This window comes from Burkholderia sp. USMB20 (genome assembly GCF_000949135.2).
Classification (GTDB): Bacteria; Pseudomonadota; Gammaproteobacteria; order Burkholderiales; family Burkholderiaceae; genus Burkholderia.
The window spans coordinates 374,697-390,917 of record NZ_JTAN02000005.1 but is presented as its reverse complement, the minus strand read 5'-3'; the positions used below and the strand labels follow the sequence as shown (position 1 = coordinate 390,917).

The 16,221-nt window shown below is 67.7% G+C and carries 13 protein-coding genes; 10 read left to right on the top strand and 3 right to left on the bottom strand.

The features are described from left to right. Positions 1–443 precede the first annotated feature (443 nt). The 5 genes from PL79_RS09620 (at position 444) to PL79_RS09600 (ending at position 6,249) form a co-directional block, all read left to right on the top strand. Positions 444–2,057, top strand: a complete 1,614-nt coding sequence (locus PL79_RS09620) for a DUF2957 domain-containing protein (protein ID WP_044844383.1) — start codon at positions 444–446, stop codon at positions 2,055–2,057. Positions 2,058–2,128: 71 nt separating this feature from the next. Further along, the gene (locus PL79_RS09615) at positions 2,129–3,382 is read left to right on the top strand and encodes a DUF2957 domain-containing protein (RefSeq protein WP_044844382.1); all 1,254 of its coding nucleotides are present in this window, start codon (positions 2,129–2,131) and stop codon (positions 3,380–3,382) included. A 72-nt stretch (positions 3,383–3,454) separates the two neighbouring features. Beyond that, positions 3,455–4,279: an OmpW/AlkL family protein gene (locus tag PL79_RS09610; protein ID WP_044844381.1), complete on the top strand. Its 825-nt coding sequence runs from the start codon at positions 3,455–3,457 to the stop codon at positions 4,277–4,279. A 123-nt stretch (positions 4,280–4,402) separates the two neighbouring features. Further along, positions 4,403–4,906 carry a hypothetical protein gene (locus tag PL79_RS09605; protein WP_044844380.1) on the top strand — a complete coding sequence of 168 codons (504 nt, stop codon included), beginning with the start codon at positions 4,403–4,405 and terminating at the stop codon, positions 4,904–4,906. A 224-nt stretch (positions 4,907–5,130) separates the two neighbouring features. Then, positions 5,131–6,249 carry a hypothetical protein gene (locus tag PL79_RS09600; protein ID WP_044844379.1) on the top strand — a complete coding sequence of 373 codons (1,119 nt, stop codon included), beginning with the start codon at positions 5,131–5,133 and terminating at the stop codon, positions 6,247–6,249. 76 nt (positions 6,250–6,325) lie between these two features. On the opposite strand, the gene betA is transcribed toward PL79_RS09600, so the two are convergent. The 3 genes from betA to betI are packed head-to-tail and all read right to left on the bottom strand — an operon-like array spanning position 6,326 to position 10,135. After that, on the bottom strand, positions 6,326–8,026 hold the full coding sequence (gene betA / locus PL79_RS09595; RefSeq protein ID WP_044844378.1) for a choline dehydrogenase: 1,701 nt from the start codon (positions 8,024–8,026) through the stop codon (positions 6,326–6,328). Positions 8,027–8,048: 22 nt separating this feature from the next. Continuing rightward, positions 8,049–9,518, bottom strand: coding sequence for a betaine-aldehyde dehydrogenase (betB, locus tag PL79_RS09590; protein WP_044844377.1), 1,470 nt, complete (start codon positions 9,516–9,518; stop codon positions 8,049–8,051). 32 nt (positions 9,519–9,550) lie between these two features. After that, complete coding sequence (gene betI, locus PL79_RS09585; protein ID WP_044844376.1) at positions 9,551–10,135, bottom strand: transcriptional regulator BetI; 585 nt, start codon at positions 10,133–10,135, stop codon at positions 9,551–9,553. A gap of 719 nt (positions 10,136–10,854) precedes the next feature. Here betI and PL79_RS09580 point away from each other — a divergent pair. The 5 genes from PL79_RS09580 to PL79_RS09560 are packed head-to-tail and all read left to right on the top strand — an operon-like array spanning position 10,855 to position 16,218. Further along, positions 10,855–11,757: an alpha/beta fold hydrolase gene (locus tag PL79_RS09580; protein WP_044844375.1), complete on the top strand. Its 903-nt coding sequence runs from the start codon at positions 10,855–10,857 to the stop codon at positions 11,755–11,757. A gap of 58 nt (positions 11,758–11,815) precedes the next feature. After that, a complete protein-coding gene (locus tag PL79_RS09575) occupies positions 11,816–12,385 on the top strand; it encodes a methyltransferase family protein (protein WP_044844374.1) in 570 nt (189 codons plus the stop codon). Between the two features lie 17 nt (positions 12,386–12,402). Then, positions 12,403–13,686 carry a glycosyltransferase gene (locus PL79_RS09570; protein ID WP_044844373.1) on the top strand — a complete coding sequence of 428 codons (1,284 nt, stop codon included), beginning with the start codon at positions 12,403–12,405 and terminating at the stop codon, positions 13,684–13,686. Continuing rightward, positions 13,683–15,269, top strand: coding sequence for a DHA2 family efflux MFS transporter permease subunit (locus PL79_RS09565; RefSeq protein WP_044844372.1), 1,587 nt, complete (start codon positions 13,683–13,685; stop codon positions 15,267–15,269). Before PL79_RS09570 ends, PL79_RS09565 begins: the two co-directional genes overlap by 4 nt. A 10-nt stretch (positions 15,270–15,279) precedes the next feature. Further along, positions 15,280–16,218 carry a glycosyltransferase family 2 protein gene (locus PL79_RS09560; protein WP_044844371.1) on the top strand — a complete coding sequence of 313 codons (939 nt, stop codon included), beginning with the start codon at positions 15,280–15,282 and terminating at the stop codon, positions 16,216–16,218. Positions 16,219–16,221 lie beyond the last annotated feature (3 nt).

Below are 16,221 nucleotides of genomic sequence, written 5' to 3'. Positions count from 1 at the left end.
TTTGGAACTCTGCATCCATTTACTTGTGCGTATCGTCCGATCATAGTCTCGACCAACGACGCATCACGATAACGAATCAAGCGTACGTATGGAGACCACACCATGAGACGCCTTTCCGAGGGGCCGGCCGGACGGCCGTTTTGCTGCTGTTCGCCGGATGCGGGCGCGACGCCAGTCGCGTGCCTGCGTCATCACATCGCGTTGCCGCTGTAGCGACGCTCCACTTCCCGTTTCGATTGCTCCGACGGTGCCGTGCCGCATGACGGCGCCGCCGGAGAGCGCTTGCCTGCCGCGGCGGTCCTGATCACCTTTGCCCGACCGGCAACGCGGCGCGCATTGCGCGCATCGTCATGCGCCGCGCGCCGTCGCGGCGGCGCGATACCAACCGGCGGGCCACGCAGCCCGTCCGGACGAGACCTGTCGTAGCTCAAAAGGAGGGGTTGATGTTTTGCATTCCTGAATGGCGGAAGGCGATCCTGTCGTGCGCCGTGCTGGCGCTGCCGTTCGTCGCCGGTTGCGGCGGCGGCGACGATCCGGGCCCGATCAACGTGCCGCAGTGCTCGGGCAGCGCATGCGGGCCGAGCGGCGCCGAGACGACACCGCCCGTCGTGAAGAAGCTGTGTCCGGATTCGCTCGACTACACGACGACCTACACGGGCGGCGCCGGCAGCGGCGAATACGTGAAGGTGAAGTTCGACACGACGAAGCTGACTTACCAGATGCAGTTCATCGAGTCGTCGGTGCCGACGTCGGCGGGGCAGGTCAACGACACGCGTGCGGGCCTGACGATCAGCGGCGCGTTTCACCATCCGGCCAATCTGCCGACCGCCGAGCAGAACCGCTGCGCGTTCGTGCTCGACAGCGGCGCGACGAGCGACGGCGCATATGCGGTGACGATCAATCGCGCGGACCCGCCGATGCTGTTCGTCGGCAACGGGGTGGTCGGCGGCGGGATTCCGGGCGCGACGATCGCGTTCGCCGGTCTCGAGCCGTTCCCGGGCGTCGTGCTCGGCACCGTGCCGTCGCGCACCTTCGATTTCTATCCGTTCATCGGCTTCACCGACACCGAAACCGACTTCTCGAAGGTCGCCGGCAACTACAACGAACTCGGCATCCACCTGTCGCCGGTCGGCGGCAGCGCGCAGAGCAGCACGGGCGCCGTCGGCTGGCAACCCGATGTCGTCAACTGGAACCAGACGTTCAATGCCGACGGCTCGTGCACCATCACGGCGGGCAGCGACTACTCGTGCCAGACCACCGGGACGCCGTGGGCGTTGCGCAAGAATACGGACGGTTCGCCCGACAACGTGTTCGTGAGCCACCCGGTGGCGAAGGCGGGCGGAAACCTCATCTATCCGTTCGCGGGGCAGGGCTCGGCAATCGTCATCGTCGCGCCGAGTCAGGCGAAGGGCATCATGATCGTCGGCAAGCTGAACGGCGTGCTGGTGCCGATCGTGATTCGCGTTGGCTACACGCATATCGACGCGAGCAACCTGCTGGCATCGGTCGCCGATGCCGAGGTGGGGATCTCGATGCTGTCGCGGACCACGGCCGTCGGCGCGAATTCGCTGAAAGGCGGGTTCATCGGCGCAACGAGCGCGTCCGCATGCGGCGTCGTGGCACCCAGTACCGCGACGTTCGCGATCGCGACGTCGGGGCCGAGCTTCAACAACAACGTCCCGCATCCGGATCTGCCCGGCACCTTCGACGGCACTTTCTTCCTGGCGCAGGCCGGCAGCTGCAACGACGGCACCGCCGTGTCGACGATGGCCGCGAACTATACGTCGACGCTGTTCCAGGGCGCCACCGCAGCGTTCATCGATCCGCAGACGTCGTCGGTCACATCGCAGTTCGCGCTCGACTACACGCAGGCGACGCCCGGCAAGATCAAGGTCACGGCCTCGCAGGACTTCGACGCGAAGGGGGCGAACGGCAACGTGGCGATCTTCGGCAAGGGCGACACGGGCTGGCTCGTGACGGCCGGGAACGTCTACGCGATGGTCGTCAACAACAGCAAGGTCAATCCGTTCTTTACGGTCGGCGCGTTCGTCCAGTAACCGCGGACTGAACCCGGAACACCGGCGGCGCACGCGTCGCCGCCGGCGAATCGAAATTCAAGAGGAATCCTATGAATGTGAAGCATTGGATGGCCGCGGCGTCGCTCGCGCCCGTGCTGGCTGCCTGCGGCGGTGATGGCGACCCGCCGCCCGCACCGGTGGTCCGGCTGTGCCCGCAGGCCATCGACTACGGCACGGTGTTCGTCGGCGGCTCCGGCTCGGGCGAACTCGTGAAGGTGCAGCTCGACACGACGAAGATGACGTACCGGATGACCTACCTCGCCTCGCCGGTGCCGACCGCCACCGGCACCGTGCAACCGACGCGCGACACCGCGCCGGCCAACGTCGTCGACGGCACGCTGGTCGACGAAACGGGCCTGCCGACCGTGAAGCTGAACCAGTGCACGTTCCGGATGCAGAACGCGAGCCTCGATCCGAGCCGTCCGGCGCGCCTGTTCCTCGGCGAAGGTGTGCTCGGCGGCGCGATTCCCGGCGCGACGATCCAGTTCGACGGCGTGATCGGTGTCGGCAGGATTCCGAAGACGACATTCCCGTACTACCCGTTCATCAGCTTCTCGTCGCTCGAAACCGATCTGTCGAAGATCGCCGGCACGTACAACCAGCTCGGCTACCACCAGGTGCCGTCGCAGAATTTCCAGCCGGTGGCGCTCGACCAGCAGGTGACGATCCATGCGGACGGCAGCTATGTCGAGACCGACAACTTCGGCAAGAAGAACGGCGGTCAGCCGCTCGCGTCGAGCGCGACCGTGAACCAGCCATTCACGCTGCGCGCGGACGCACCGGCGTTCCAGTCGCTGAACTACCAGCCGCAGCTTGCGCCGACGCTCGCCGCGCTCGATCCGGCGAAGGCCGGCAAGGGGATCCTGATCGTCGGCAAGCTGCGCAACCAGCTCGTGCCGGTTTTCATCCGCACGGGCGCCGCGAACGCGGACCTCACGCAGGGCCCGCCGAGCGCCGACGACGAATCGGGCATCTCGCTCCTGAGCCCGCAGGCGGCGATCGCGCAGGGCTCGCAGAACGGCGAGTACACGGGCGTCGACAGTGCGTTCAACTATCGCGCGACCGCGCTCGTCGGTGCGCAGGCGACGCTGCTCGATCCGTTCAACGCATCGCAGGCCGCGCTCACGCGCGCGCTGAACCTCGACTACACGCAGAAGGTGCCGGGCGTCGTGACGACCGTGCACGCGGACGCGGCGTCGGGGCCGGCGACCGGCAAGTTCGTGTTCACCGGCGGCGTGTTCGGGTTCCTCGACATGGCCGATACGCGCAATCCGTACTTCACGGTCGGTGCGTTCGTGCAGTAACCGCGCATGGATGGAGATACGGCGGTGCCGCGCGCAACGGCGCGGTGCCCGGACGAAACGAGGGGAGACTTGATGAAGAAGCTGATTGTCGCGGGTGTCGTCGCAGGCGTGTCGACGCTCGCATCGGCCCAGCAGGCGGGCGACAACGTCGCGACGCTGGGCTGGCTGCACATCATGCCGCAGGATTCGACCAACGGGCTGACGACGAATCTCGCGAGCATGCCGATCAACGGGCCGCTGCGGCTGCCCGGTTCGTTCACGTCGCCGGGCACGAGCCTGACGGTCAACAACGCCGATACGGTCGGCCTCACGCTCACGCATTTCTTCACCGACCACATCGCGGTGACGTCGGTGCTCGGCGTGCCGCCCGAGTTCACGCTGACCGGTCACGGCGTGATCAGGCCGCCGGGTCCGGCCGGTTCGCTCGGCAGCGTCGACATGGACAAGCCGGCGAACCAGCCGGCCGTGAAGAACGCGCGGCAATGGAGCCCGACGATCATTCTGCAGTACTACTTCAATGCACCGACCGCGAAGTTCCGCCCGTTCGTCGGGATCGGCGTGGCCTACAGCTGGTTCAGCAACATCGAACTGAACGGCAACTTCGCGAAGGACATCAACGAGAACCTCGGCAGCGTGCTCGCGGCCGGCGCCAGCAAGCCGGGGCCGACGTCGGTGGAGGGCAAGGCGTCGTCGTCGTTCACGCCGGTCTACAACGTCGGCGCGAGCTATGCGATCGACAAGCACTGGGGGCTCACGGCGACGCTGACCTACATGCCGCTGAAGACCTACTCGTCGCTCGTGATCAAGGCCGCCGACGGCTCGACGCTCGCGACCACGCGCACTCGGCTGAAGGCGGACCCGCTGATCACGTTCGTCGGTGTTTCCTACAGGTTCTGAGCCGTCCGGCGTGCATCGCGCACGCCGGCGGCTTCCTGCGACCGCGCGGCCGGGCGAATCCGGCCGGCGTGTCGCGTTCCTGGCGGCGTGCCGCCATTTGTGAAGAGAGAGGGGGCAGTTCAAATGAGCATTCGCAAACTCGTATCGCTTGTTGCTGCAGTGGCATTCACCGTGGTTTCGGCCGCGCCTGCTTTCGCCGTGACCGTTTCGCGCGTCGACGGGCACGCGATGAACCCGAACGGGGAGCCGTTCTCCGCGACGGGCCTCACGGTCCTGGCCAAGGGGGCGATCAACGCGAGCTGCAACGCGACGTTCAACGGCACGATCAGCTCGACGGGCATCGTCAACATCACGTCGACGACGTTCGCGGGCGGCGCGACGTGCGGCCTGATCAGCGGCAGTGCGACCAGCGCGGCACCGTGGACGGGGCAGGCCGACAGCACGACGCAACTGACGATCAACAACGCGAAGGTGACCGTGACGCTGCTCGGTACCTGCGGGCCGAGCAAGATCGTGACGACGTGGAGCGATCCGAACTCGTCGCTGACGTTCAACAACGCGGTGCTGACGCCGGACTGTACGGTCAGCGGCACGGTTGCCACGTCGCCGAAGTTCCACGTGCAGTAAGCGGCACCTGATCGAGGCCGGACGCCCGCGATGAATGAGGGCCGTGCAGGAATGCGCGGGCGGGCGTTCCGGTTTCGCGATGCATCCGCGTCGTCGCGCGTAGCGGCGCGACGGCCGGCGGGCCGCCTGCCTTGCGATCCGAGGCGGGCGGCCGTGCAGGGGGCCGGTGCGGCGCACCGTGCCGCCTGCTTCGACCGACACAAGACAACCATTGCGGACCCCCGATGCTTACCGACCCAGCGAAGTATGGCGATGCCCGCGGTGCGACGCTCGACCGGCTGCGCACGGCCGCGTGGCTGCAGTACCTGATCGAACACCTGAACGAAGCGGTTTGCGTGGCGACGGTCGACGCCGATGCACCGGCCGTCCTGCCGGCGCGCGCGGCCCGCGGGCGAGCCGGTGCGAACCCGTCGCGCGAAGCGATCGCCGTCCTGCACGAACTCGCGCCGTGGATTGCAACGGACGGCGGCGGTTGCGCGTGCGACGCGAGCGATCCGCTCGGCGCGTGCCTGCACGTTCCCGACACGGCACAGCTCGCGGATGCCGAGCGACGCTGCCGCGGATCGCGCGCGGTATTCGAGTCGGCGCACGGCTTCGTCGATGCATGGGCTTTCGACGATCCCGACGACGGCTGGGCCGCGCTCGAGCGGATTGCCGGCGGTGTCGAACCCGGCGGCGACGATGGCGGCGAGCACGAAGTACGGGAACCATCCGCGAACGGCGAAGCACCGCCCGCGAAGAACCTGAGAGAACGACGCGCGGCCGTCGCGGCGGCCTGCGTGGCGCCGTCGGCCCGGCCCGGGGCGATCATCGACGCAATCGTGCTGCGCATCTGCGGGCCGCGCGACGATGCCGCGCGCGTCGACGAGATGGCCGCGCTCGTGATGTTCTGCGCGGAGCTTGCCGCCGGCAACGGGGTGTCCTTCGCTGCGTACGGCGGTCGGCACAACCTCGTTGCGCGCGCGATTCGCGAACGGCGCACCGATCTCGCGTCGATGGACGGTCTGTTCGCGGCGGTGTCCGTATGCCGTCTCGACCGGCTCGTCGGCGCGGGCAGTTTCTGGGCGTATTACCTGCTGGCGGGCATCGTGATCGCGGCGCCGGGCATCGTGCGCGAATTCGCGCGGCGCTTTCACGGCGACGCGTGGCAGACGTGGCTCGATGAAGCGCTCGCGTGGCCGGCGGTCGGCCGCTTCGGACCGACGGAGAATGTCGCGTTCGATCGCTTGCGCGGCGCGATGAGCCTGACGTCGCGATCGAATCCGATCGTGCGCGCGAAACGCGTGCGGCCGAGGGCGGCTGCGACCACGCGGTTCAATACGGGCGCCGAGCGCGCCCGATGAAATGAAAAACGGCTCGCGGCGAGAACGCCGCGAGCCGTGCAGGTTGCTGCTGCGCCCGGGGAGGGCGCTTGCGCGGTTATGCCGTTTCCGGCTGCCGAACCGCCTTCGCGACATTGCGCGCCATCGCGCCGTTCGCGACGAAGTAAGGCACGTCGACACGCGCGAGCGGCTTGCGTCCGCGGATCTTGTCGGCGATCTTCTCTGCAATCATGATCGTCGGCGCGTTCAGGTTGCCGGTCGTGATGATCGGCATGATCGACGCGTCGACCACGCGCAGCCCGTCGAGCCCGTGCACGCGGCCTTCCTCGTCGACCACGGCCATGTCGTCGTAACCCATTTTGCACGAGCACGACGGATGGAACGCGGTTTCAGCGCGGGCCCGCACGAACGCGTCGAGTTCCTTGTCGGTCTTGCAATCGGCGCCCGGGTTCAGCTCGCGGCCGCGATAGCGGTCGAGCGCGGGCTGCCGCATGATCTCGCGCGTCGCGCGGATCGCATCGCGGAACTCGCGCCAGTCGAGCGCTTCGGCCATGTAGTTGAACAGGATGCTCGGATGATCGTTCGGGTCGCGCGAGCGCAGCTTCACGCGGCCGCGGCTCGGCGAACGCATCGAACCGACGTGCGCCTGGAAACCGTGCATCTCGATCGCGTTCGAGCCGTTGTAGTTGATCGCGACGGGCAGGAAGTGATACTGGATGTTCGGCCACAGGTCGTCGTCGCGCGTGCGGATGAAGCCGCCCGCCTCGAAGTGGTTGGTCGCGCCGAGGCCGGTGCCGTTCAGCATCCATTCGAGGCCGATCTTCGGCTGGTTCCACCACTTGAGCGCCGGATACAGCGACACCGGCTCCTTGCACTCGTACTGGATGTACATCTCCAGGTGATCCTGCAGGTTCTGGCCGACGCCGGGCAGGTCGAGCACGACGGGGATGTCGAGTTCCTTCAGCCACGCGCCGGGGCCGACGCCCGAGCGCTGCAGCAGTTGCGGCGATGCGATCGCGCCGCTGCACACGAGCACTTCGCGGCGCGCATGCGCGGTCGCGCGCTCGCTGCCGCGCAGGTACGTGACCCCCGATGCGCGCTTGCCGTCGAACAGGATGCGATCGGCGAGCGCGTGCGTGACGATCTCGAGGTTCGGCCGCGCGCGCGCCTGGTCGAGATAGCCGCGCGCGGTGCTCGCGCGACGGCCCTTCGGCGTGACGGTGCGGTCCATCGGGCCGAACCCTTCCTGCTGATAACCGTTCAGGTCGTCGGTGCGCGGATAACCGGCCTGCACGCCCGCATCGACCATCGCCTCGAACAGCGGATTCACGCCCGGCTTGCTGGTCGTGACCGACACGGGGCCGTCGCCGCCGTGGTAATCGTTCGGGCCGACGTCGCGCGTCTCGGCCTTCTTGAAGTACGGCAGGCAGTCGAGATAGGTCCAGTTCTCGAGCCCCTTGTGCGTCGACCAGTTGTCGTAGTCGAGCGCGTTGCCGCGGATGTAGCACATCCCGTTGATCAGCGACGAGCCGCCGAGCCCCTTGCCGCGGCCGCATTCCATCCGGCGGTTGTCCATGTGCGGCTCGGGGTCGGTCTCGTAGGCCCAGTTGTAGCGACGGCCCTGCAGCGGATAGGCGAGCGCCGCCGGCATCTGCGTACGGAAGTCGAAGCGGTAGTCGGGGCCGCCCGCTTCGAGCAGCAGCACCGTGACATTCGGATCTTCCGTCAGGCGCGTCGCGAGCACGTTGCCCGCGGAGCCCGCGCCGCAGATGATGTAGTCGTATTCGCGTGTCGTCATGACGGGGAATCTCCTCTCGTTCTCAAAACACCGGGTTGTAACGGCCGAGCTCGACCTGTACCGACTTGATTCGAGTGTAGTGTTCGAGCGTCGTGATGCCGTTCTCGCGTCCGACACCGGATTGCTTGTATCCGCCAACCGGCATCTCGGCCGGCGATTCGCCCCACGTGTTGATCCAGCAGATGCCGGCTTCGAGGCGGTGGATCGTGCGGTGCGCGCGCGACAGGTTCTCGGTCACGACGCCGGCCGCGAGGCCGTAGTGCGTGTCGTTCGCGCGGGCGATCACTTCGTCTTCCGATGCGAATTCGAGGATGCTCATCACCGGCCCGAAAATCTCCTCGCGCACGATCTTCATGTCGTCGCGGCAGTCGCCGAACACGGTCGGCGCGACGTACTGGCCGTTGCCGAAGTGGCCGTCGGTCAGGCGCGTGCCGCCCGCGAGCAGCTTCGCGCCTTCGGCCTTGCCGCTCTCGATGAAGCCGAGCACCTTGTCGAGCTGCGCGGCCGACACGAGCGGGCCGAAGTTGGTGTCGGCATCGGTCGGCTTGCCGACGCGGATGCGCTTCACGCGTTCGAGCACCTTCTGCGTGAACGCGTCCTTCACCGAGCCGTGCACGAACACGCGCGTGCCGTTGGTGCAGACCTGGCCCGAGCTGAAGAAGTTGGCGGTGACCGCGATGTCGGCGGCGCGGTCGAGGTCGGCATCCTCGAACACGATCAGCGGCGACTTGCCGCCGAGCTCCATCGTCACTTCCTTCAGCGACGATGCGCCGGCCAGCGACATCACCTTCTTGCCGGTCTCGACGCCGCCGGTAAACGACACCTTCGCGATGTCCGGATGGCCGGTCAGCAGCGCGCCGACCGAACCGTCGCCCTGCACGACGTTGAACACGCCGGCCGGCACGCCGGCTTCCGTATAGATTTCCGCGAGCTTCAGCGCGGTGAGCGGCGTGACCTCGCTCGGCTTGAACACCATCGCGTTGCCGGCCGCGAGCGCGGGTGCGGTCTTCCAGCAGGCGATCTGGATCGGGTAGTTCCATGCGCCGATGCCCGCGCACACGCCGAGCGGCTCGCGGCGCGTATAGACGAACGACTCGGCGCGCAGCGGCACCTGCAGCCCTTCGATCGCGGTCGCGAGGCCCGCGTAGTACTCGATCACGTCCGCGCCGGTGACGATGTCGACCGCGAGCGTCTCGCCGATCGGCTTGCCGGTGTCGCGCGTCTCGATCGCCGCGAGTTCGTCGTTGCGTTCGCGCAGCAGGTCGACCGCGCGCCGGAGGATGCGCGAGCGCTGCATCGCGGTCATCGCGGCCCATTCGCGCTGGCCTTCCTGCGCCGATGCGACCGCGCGGTCGACGTCGGCCGCGCTCGCCTGCTGCACCTGCGCGAGCAGTTCGCCGGTGGCGGGATCGAAGGTGTCGAAAGTCTTGCCGCTGGTGGCGTCGACGTAACCGCCGCCGATGTAGAGGCGCTGCAAACCGTATACGGACATGAGGATCTCCTTGAGGGCGAGTGCGCGACGCGTCAGTCGGACGCGAGCAGCAGGTCGATGTAATCGTGGGTGAGCTTCAGTGCAGCCCGGGTGTCGATCGGGCCGCCGGCGAGCGCGCCGCGCAGCCACAGGCCGTCGATCAGCGCGGCGAGGCCGCTGGCGGCTTCCCGTGCTTTCGCGCGCGGCAGCGCCTTGGCGAATTCCGCGCACAGGTTCGAATGGAGGCGCCGCGTGTTCACGTGCTGCAGGCGCTTGAGCATCGCGTCGTGCATGCTCTGCGACCAGAACGCGAGCCAGGTCTTCATCACGGGCGTGCTGACCTGCGTGACGTCGAAGTTCGCGGCGGCGATCGCGCGCAGCCGGGAGCGCGGGTCCTTGCGGGCGGCGACGCGGCGGCGCGTGGTGGCCGCCCACAGATCGCGCAGCACGTGCCGCATCGTGGCTTCGAGCAGGCCGTCCTTGTCGCCGAAGTAGTGGCTGACGATCCCCGTCGAGATGTTCGCGCGCTGCGCGACCGAGGCGAGCGTCGTGCCGGGCAGGCCGGCTTCGTCGATCGAGCGCAGCGTCGCGTCGATCAACTGCGCGCGACGAATCTCCCGCATTCCGACTTTCGGCATTGCGACTCCTTCGCCCGGACGGGCCGTTCCTGGAAGTCGAGAGCTTAGCGGTTTTTTATTGACCGTTCAATCAATAAAAAATCGGGGTCCGACGGTAGATGGAAGGGTGGAGGAACCAAGCCGACGATGCCGCCGCGATTGTGCACGTGCGGAAAAACAGATTGAAAGGTGGTTAAATAATTTGAAGTTTGTTTAAAACGGTTTCAGTAAAGACGGTGCAATGGCCGCGAATGTTTCCGGATTCGATTTATTACTTAACGAAAGAATGTCGAGCTATGTGAAATTCTCGTAAATCCGGAAATTCGATTGCCCGGCGCCGCTAACGGAAATTTCTGAAAACTCGCTTCAATCGATCGATTAAAACATTTTATCTATTTGAATTTAAAGGAAATGATTTGGTTGTGCCATTGATTTAAGGCTCGCTCGCAAACGATTGCCGCCACCTTCTGATCGATTCCGCATACCATAAAAAATGCCAAAAATATTCGAATCTGGCGTATTTCCAGGTGGAGTAGAGGGGATCGTTGGAATGACTTGAGTAAGTAATATTGCCCGTATTAGTATGGCGCCGCACCACAAGGAATGAATCGGCGCCGCGGGTTATTCCCGCGGTGCGTCGGCAATGGGCGCGGCCAACGACCGCGACAGGGCCGGCGCCCGCCATTGCGCACCTGCAGCATGCCGCGACGCCGAGACGCCGCATCCACCGGAGAACGACGATGCCGACCGAAAAATACGTGGTCCCGCTACCGAATGGTCTGAAGGTCTACGTCGAACGGAACGTGTTCGATCCGTCGTTCGACACGGCGATGCTCGTCAACGGCGCGCTCGCGACGACCGCCTCGTTCGGGCAGACCGTCCAGTATCTCGGCGAGCGGATGAACACGATCTGCTTCGACCTGCCGTACGCGGGGCAGTCGCGCCAGCACAACCCCGGCTGCTTCATCCTGACCAAGGACGACGAGGCCGCGATCCTCCAGCATCTGGTCGAGCGTTTCGCGCCCGCGTTTCTCGTGTCGGTATCGTGGGGCGGCGTCGCGTCGCTGTTCGCGCTCGCGCGCGGCTGCCCGAGCGTGCGGCGCGCGGCGATCTGCTCGTTCTCGCCGTTCCTGAACGACGCGATGGTCGACTACGTGACGCGTGCCCGCGACCACATCGCGGCCGGCGAGAACCTGAAGGCCGCGCAGCTGCTGAACGATACGGTCGGCCGCTACCTGCCGCGCATCATGAAGCTGTACAACTACCGGTATCTGACGCGGCTGCCGCGCGACGAGCAGGACCAGGTCGCGTTCCACGTCGACCAGATCCTGTCGCTGCAGCCGGAGCGCTACCTGAGCGAGTTCTCGAACATCGGCTGCGAGCTGCTGTTCCTGAACGGCGAGCGCGACGAATACACGACGCCGGCCGACGTTCGCCAACTGGCCGCGCACGTGCCGCGCGCACGCTTCGCGACGATTCCCGACGCCGGCCATTTCCTCGACATCGAAGGCCGCGCGCAGCGCGAAGCCACGCGGGCGGCGCTGCTCGACTACTTCTGCGACGCGCCGCCCGTTGCCGCGGGCATCGCGCTCGGCGCCGCGCATGCGTGCGTGTCCGCGCCGATGCCGGCGCTGTCGTCGTAACGCAGCACGTCGCGCACCGGATACATCCGAATTCTCATCCACACGAGGCAGGCCAGCCGTGAATATCGTTCAGACCATCGCCATCGTCGCTCCGTGGGCCATCTGGCTCGCCTACTGGATCGCGACGTCGCAGGCCGTGAAGACGACCGTGCGCAAGGAGGCGTCGCGCTCGCGCACGCTGCAGTCGATTCCGCTGATCGTCGGCGGCGCGCTGATCATCCTGCCCGATCCGTCGTGGCAGGCGCTCGTGCCCGACTGGCAGCGCTTCGGCCTGCAGGCGCAATGCGGGCTCGCGGTGCTCGTCGCGGGGCTGCTGTTCTCCGTGTGGGCGCGGCTGCATCTCGGCACGAACTGGAGCGTGTCGGTCACGCTGAAGGAAAACCACGAACTCGTTCGCACGGGCCCGTACGGCCTCGTGCGTCATCCGATCTACACCGGCTGCCTGATCGCGCTGGTCGGCGCCGCGCTGATCGGCGGCGAGTGGCGCGGCGCGCTCGGCGTCGCGCTCGTGTTCGCGTCGCTCGCGTACAAGGTGCGTGTCGAAGAGAGCTGGCTGACCGGCCATTTCGGGCCGGCGTACACGCAGTATCGCCGCGAGGTCGCGGCGCTGATCCCCGGCTTCTACTGACTCCCGCGAGGCGCGCGATGGCGAAGGTGATCGTGACCGCGATCGGCTCGGCGGGCGACGTGCATCCGCTGCTCGGCGTCGCGCGCGCGCTCGCGACGCGTGGCCACGACGTCGTGTTCTGCACGCATCCGCCGTTCGAGGCGGCCGCGCGCCGCTGCGGCTTCACGTTCGTGCCGGTCGGCACCGCGGCCGAGTACGAGGCCGCGATGGCGAACCCGGCGCTGTGGGATCCGCGCACGTCGTTTCGCACGCTGTGGCAGGTGATCGCGCCCGTGCTGCGTCCGCACTACGACGCGCTGCGCGCGCTGACCGATCGCGACACCGTGCTGGTCGGCACGTTGTGGGCATTTTCCGCGCGCTTCATGCAGGAGCTGCACGGCACGCCGTACGTGTCGGTGCAGGTGTCGCCGTCGACGCTGCTGTCCGCGCACGTGCCGCCGACGCATCCGCGCCTGACCATTCCCGCGCGCTGGCCGCTGCCGGTGAAGGCGGCGCTGATGACGCTGATCGAGCGGCAGGTGCTCGACCGCGTGTGCGGGCCGGCGCTCAACGCGGTGCGCCGCGAGCTCGGGCTCGCGCCCGCGCGGCGCGTGCTCGGCCGCTGGCTGCATTCGACCGACGGCGTGCTGTGCCTGTTTCCCGACTGGTTCGCACCGGCGCAGCGCGACTGGCCGGCCGGTCATCTGCAAAGCGGTTTTCCGCTGTTCAACGACATCGCGACGCCCGACGACGATCGCGCGCTCGACGCGTTCCTCGCGGCCGGTGAGCCGCCCGTCATGTTCACGGCCGGGTCGACACGGGTCGATCACGCCGCGTATGCGCGCGCGGTCGCGGACGCGCTGCATGCCACCGGCGCGCGCGGCATCCTGCTGAGCCCGCACGATGCGGCACCGGACGGCGACCGGCTGCTGGTGCGCCGCTTCGTGCCGATGCGCGCGCTGCTGCCGCGTTGCCGCGCGCTCGTGCATCACGGCGGAATCGGCACCGCGGCGCTCGCGTTCGAAGCCGGGATCCCGCAGGTCGTGACGCCGTTCGCGCACGACCAGTTCGACAATGCGCAGCGCGTCGCGGCGAGCGGCGCCGGCGTGCGCATCGACGGTCCCGTCGACGGCGCGCGTCTCGGTGCGGCGCTCGCACGCGTGCTGGACGAGCCGGAATTCGCGGTGCATGCGGAACGCACGCGTGCGCTGATCGATGCGGCGCCGGACGGCTGCGAGCGCGCCGCCGATTTCATCGAGCGCTTCGCACCGAACCACGGACGCGCGCGGGTGCAGGCCTACCTCGCGACGGCGGGCGCATGAGTACCGCAGCGCCGCTTCAGGACGCGCCCGCCGCCGTCGATGCACGCGAACCCGCAGCCGCCGCGCGGCCGGTGCGCGGTGCGCGGCTCGCGCTGCTGACGTTCGCGCTGTCGCTCGCCACCTTCATCGAAGTGCTCGACTCGACCGTGACGAACGTCGCGGTGCCGGCGATTTCCGGCAGTCTCGGCGTGTCGAATAGCCAGGGCACGTGGGTGATCAGCTCGTATTCGGTCGCGGCCGCGATCGCGGTGCCGCTGACCGGCTGGCTCGCGCGGCGCGTCGGCGAGCTGCGGCTGTTCGTCGGCGCGGTGCTGCTGTTCACGCTGACGTCGCTGCTGTGCGGGCTCGCGCGCGACCTGCACGTGCTGGTGGTCTGCCGCGCGCTGCAGGGGCTGTGCTCGGGGCCGATGGTGCCGCTGTCGCAGACGATCCTGCTGCGCACGTTCCCGCCGGACAAGCGCACGGTCGCGCTCGCGCTGTGGGCGATGACGGTGCTGCTCGCGCCGATCTTCGGGCCGGTGGTCGGCGGCTGGATCGTCGACAGCTTCTCGTGGCCGTGGATCTTCCTGATCAATTTGCCGATCGGGCTGTTCTCGTTCGCCGTCTGCACCGCGATGCTGCGCCCCGACGCGCAGCGCGGCGCGGCCGGCCCAATCGACGTGCCGGGCATCGTGCTGCTCGTGATCGGCGTCGGTTCGCTGCAGGCGATGCTCGATCTCGGCCATGACAAGGGCTGGTTCGATTCGCCGCTGATCGTCACGCTCGCGGTGGTCGCGGCGCTCGCGATCGTGTCGCTGCTGATCTGGGAAGCCGGCGACGCGCATCCGGTCGTCGACCTCAGCCTGTTTCGCGACCGCACGTTCTCGTTCTGCGTGCTGATCATCTCGCTCGGGATGATGAGCTTCTCGGTGGTGGGCGTCGTGTTCCCGCTGTGGATGCAGGCGGTGATGGGCTACAACGCGTTCCACGCGGGGCTCGCCACCGCGTCGCTCGGCGTGCTCGCGCTCGTGTTCTCGATTCTCGTCGGCCTGCACGCGCATCGCTTCGACGCGCGTGTGCTTGCGACGTTCGGATTCCTGATATTTGCGGCCGTGCTCGCATGGGACGCGCATTTCACGCTGAAGATGACGTTCGCGCAGATCGCCGCGCCCGGGTTGATCCAGGGAATCGGGCTGCCGTGTTTCTTCATTCCGCTGACGGCCGCGACGCTGTCGCGCATCCCGGACGACCGGCTCGCGGCCGCGTCGAGCCTGTCGAACTTCCTGCGCACGTTGTCCGCCGCATTCGGCACCGCGATGAGCGTGACGCTGTGGGACAACCGCGCGACCTATCACTACGACGTCGTGTCGCAATCGGTCACGCACGCGTCGGCGAACACGCAGCGCTTCGTGCACACGCTGAACGCGATGGGCGTGGACGGCGTGCGCGAGCTGTCCACGCTGCATCAGGTCGTGATGCAGCAGGCGTACATGATGGCGACGGGCGACATGTTCTGGATGGCGAGCATGACCTGCCTCGTGCTCGCCGCGATGATGTGGCTCACGCGGCCGAAGCGCGGCGCGGCCGCTTCGTTCGGACATTGAGGAGAGCGACATGACGACACTCGGCGCACTCGTGATCCTGTACCACCCGAGCGACGCGCAGCTCGCGGCGCTCGGCGCGTGGCGGCACGCGTGCGACGCGCTGCTGGTCGTCGACAACACGCCGCAGCCCGATGCGCGCGCTCGCGAGGTGTGCGCGCGCGACGGCATCGCGCTGCTGCATCACGGCAATCGCGGCGGCATCGCGGGCGCCTACAACGCGGGGCTCGCGGCGCTGTTTCGCGACGACGTCGACGCGGTCGCGCTGTTCGACCAGGATTCGTCGGTGCCGGCCGGTTACTTCGCGACGATGCGCGACGCCTGCACGGGGCTCGCGGGGCGCGCGTTCCTGGCCGGCCCGCGCATCTTCGACGAGAACGCGCGCAGCTTCCTGCCCGAACTCGCGACCGACGGGATCGCGTTGCGCCGGCTGCATCTCGCGCCCGACGCGCCGCCGCAGCGCTGCGCGTTCCTGATCTCGTCGGGCTGCGTCGTGTCGCGCGCCGCGTTCGACGTGCTCGGCCGCTTCGACGAGACGCTGTTCATCGATCACGTCGATACCGAGTACAGCTTCCGCGCGCTTGCGCGCAACGTGCCGCTCTACGTCGTGCCGTCGCTGGTGCTGCCGCACCGGATCGGCGCGAAGCAGCGGCACGCGTTCGGCCCTTTCGAAATGACGTCGATGAATCACTCGTGGCAACGGCGCTACTACAGCGCACGCAATGCGGTGCAGCTCGGGATGCAGTACGGGTTGCGCTTTCCGGTGGCGATCGTGCCGAACCTGCTGACCGTGTGGCAGGTCGTGCAGATCGCGCTCGTCGAGCGCGACAAGCGCGCCAAGCTCGCGGGCATCGCGTTCGGCATCGCCGACGGCCTGTTCGGGCGGCTCGGTCCGCTCGAGCGCACGCGGCCGCGTCTCGCCGCACGCGCGCGGCGCGTCCAGCGGGGGTGAGGG

What these genes read in the sequence shown, in the direction of transcription:
- PL79_RS09600 (WP_044844379.1), top strand. Translation starts at nt 5,131, where the DNA reads ATGCTTACCGACCCAGCGAAGTATGGCGATGCCCGCGGTGCGACGCTC.
- PL79_RS09610 (WP_044844381.1), top strand. Translation starts at nt 3,455, where the DNA reads ATGAAGAAGCTGATTGTCGCGGGTGTCGTCGCAGGCGTGTCGACGCTC.
- PL79_RS09620 (WP_044844383.1), top strand. Translation starts at nt 444, where the DNA reads ATGTTTTGCATTCCTGAATGGCGGAAGGCGATCCTGTCGTGCGCCGTG.
- PL79_RS09605 (WP_044844380.1), top strand. Translation starts at nt 4,403, where the DNA reads ATGAGCATTCGCAAACTCGTATCGCTTGTTGCTGCAGTGGCATTCACC.
- betA (WP_044844378.1), bottom strand. Translation starts at nt 8,026, where the DNA reads ATGACGACACGCGAATACGACTACATCATCTGCGGCGCGGGCTCCGCG.
- PL79_RS09560 (WP_044844371.1), top strand. Translation starts at nt 15,280, where the DNA reads ATGACGACACTCGGCGCACTCGTGATCCTGTACCACCCGAGCGACGCG.
- betB (WP_044844377.1), bottom strand. Translation starts at nt 9,518, where the DNA reads ATGTCCGTATACGGTTTGCAGCGCCTCTACATCGGCGGCGGTTACGTC.
- betI (WP_044844376.1), bottom strand. Translation starts at nt 10,135, where the DNA reads ATGCCGAAAGTCGGAATGCGGGAGATTCGTCGCGCGCAGTTGATCGAC.
- PL79_RS09570 (WP_044844373.1), top strand. Translation starts at nt 12,403, where the DNA reads ATGGCGAAGGTGATCGTGACCGCGATCGGCTCGGCGGGCGACGTGCAT.
- PL79_RS09580 (WP_044844375.1), top strand. Translation starts at nt 10,855, where the DNA reads ATGCCGACCGAAAAATACGTGGTCCCGCTACCGAATGGTCTGAAGGTC.
- PL79_RS09615 (WP_044844382.1), top strand. Translation starts at nt 2,129, where the DNA reads ATGAATGTGAAGCATTGGATGGCCGCGGCGTCGCTCGCGCCCGTGCTG.
- PL79_RS09565 (WP_044844372.1), top strand. Translation starts at nt 13,683, where the DNA reads ATGAGTACCGCAGCGCCGCTTCAGGACGCGCCCGCCGCCGTCGATGCA.